General features: G+C 59.2%; 2 protein-coding genes. One reads left to right on the top strand and one right to left on the bottom strand.

The genetic code is table 11. From position 1 onward, the window contains the following. Nucleotides 1-41: 41 nt before the first annotated feature. On the top strand, nucleotides 42-1,184 hold the full coding sequence (locus tag EN893_RS31020) for a phosphatase PAP2 family protein (protein ID WP_236383050.1): 1,143 nt from the start codon (nucleotides 42-44) through the stop codon (nucleotides 1,182-1,184). Nucleotides 1,185-1,226: 42 nt separating this feature from the next. Here the strand turns inward: EN893_RS31020 and EN893_RS31015 are convergent, their stop codons facing one another. Then, nucleotides 1,227-1,865, bottom strand: a complete 639-nt coding sequence (locus EN893_RS31015) for a chloramphenicol phosphotransferase (RefSeq protein ID WP_127270999.1) — start codon at nucleotides 1,863-1,865, stop codon at nucleotides 1,227-1,229. Nucleotides 1,866-2,019 lie beyond the last annotated feature (154 nt).

Here is a 2,019-nt window from a genome sequence, read left to right as displayed (position 1 = left end):
CGGTAAAATGGTAACGGCGTGGCGAGCTGGGCTTCAAAACCATGGAACATTCGGTTGCGGCATCGGCCCCACTGACGGGGGCTATTGTCGGACGTGCTTTTCCTGGCATCTTGGCGGATGCCTTTTGGCGACACCGGCTGCTGCACGCTATGGCTACCGCTGCGCTGCTTCTGGCAAGCGCAGTCGGGTGGCACACTGGAAACATGCCGGATTTCGGCGTTCTGGCGGAATACGCCGAGTATCTTTTCATCGCCTTCTGGATTTGCGGCTCAGCCCTTGCACTTGGGACGCTTTTCCACCTTGCGCTGGTCCAGCGGGAAACCGAACCGCTGCACACCTTCCTCAAGTCACTGGGTAGATTCTTTGGCGATGCCGAACGCATTGCCAACAGCCTGAATGGCCTGGGTGCGGGTCTTGCCTTCATATCCGCGATCGGTGTGTTGAAGGGAGCCATTGCAATCCTCTCTCCGTTCGCATGGGACAAAGCATTGGCTCACGCCGATCGCATCCTGCATTTCGGTCGAGCCCCGCACGAATGGTTGTGGTTTGTCGTCCAGTCGCCGCTTGCATTGAAGATCATCAACATCGCGTACAATTTCTGGTTCGTCGTGCTCATCACCGCGGTTTTCACCGTGTGCATCACACGCAAGGATACGAAGCTGCGTCACCAGTTCCTGATGAGCTTCATGACGGTGTGGACGCTGGGTGGCTTCTTCCTCGCGATGGGCCTGTCGTCGGCTGGCCCCTGCTTTTACGAGCGATTGGGGTTCGGCAACGACTTTCACCCCCTCATGCAAGCACTTGCCGTTGCCGATCGCGTCTATCCGATCTGGGCGCTCAGCACGCAGGATATGCTGTGGAGTGGCTATACCGGCGCAACTACCGGCAGCGTCGGCATATCCGCCTTCCCATCCCTGCACGTTGTGATGGCGGTGCTGTTCGCCCTCTATGCAACACGGCGGTCTCGGCTGGCCGGTCTTGTGATGTGGTTATTCGCCGGCGTCATTATGGTCGGTTCCGTCGTGCTTGGCTGGCACTATGCCTTGGATGGCTATGCGGGTGCATTCCTGATGATCGCGATCTGGAAGGTGTGCGGATATTTGCTGACCCGTTTCGCGCCGGACCGCATGGCCGCTGAAATCGAGAGCTCCACGATGCAATCGCCGGCCGTTTGCAGGCTGTAAATTCGCCGATCTGGACGAACCCGCCTGCGGCGGCCATGCCGGTCAAAACGGCTCAAGGGCCGCGCTGGATGGGTTGGATAGTTTCTGAAACGTTGTTGGATACGGTGCTTGCCGAAGCTGCTCTGCGATCGTATCCGCGCACTGCTTCGGGCTCAGGAGCGAGGTATCGACTTCCAGATCGTACACGCCTGGGCGGTGGACCTCCTCCTGCCACAGGCGCACGGGCAACGGCACCGGATCGTCTGATGAGCCGGTCACATATCTCTTGTCCGCCGCGCTGGCGGCACGCCTTTCCATGATGATTTCCAGCGGGCAGCGAACACCGACAAACAGCACCGGCAGACCTACAAGCCGGCGCGCGCAATCAGCCACAATGTGAAGTGGTCTCGAATAGGCGTCGTGATGGCCGATATCCGCCACGACATTCAGCCCCAGCCGGCTGTGGGCGGCGATCGATTCGTAGAGCGCGGCGTATAGTCCGGGCACGAGGGCCTCAAGGTCCGGACGCTCGCCACCGGGCCGCAATCCTATCCCGGGCCGATAGCGTGCCGGCGTAGCCTGCTCGTAAACGTCGACGCCGAGATTGATCCAGACGCCATCGAAGCGCTCCTGAACAGCTCTGGCGATGCTTGTTTTTCCCGATCGCGGCGCACCGTTCAGGATGATGATCTGGCCGCTCATGCCCCTCCTCCTTGCAAACGAAAAAAGCCCCGTTTCCGGGGCTTTCAGACTGCTGACAAACCCCGTCGATTTTCGGCGGGGTTTTTTGTTATGTGATTGAAGTGTCTTGGACTGTTTGTGTCAGGAGATTTTGACAAGAGGCATTGAGCCTCAT

It is taken from the genome of Mesorhizobium sp. M7A.F.Ca.CA.004.04.2.1 (assembly GCF_004022825.1).
Classification (GTDB): domain Bacteria; phylum Pseudomonadota; class Alphaproteobacteria; order Rhizobiales; family Rhizobiaceae; genus Mesorhizobium.
Note: the sequence above shows the minus strand (reverse complement) of the source record. Positions and strands in the feature narration are given on the sequence as shown.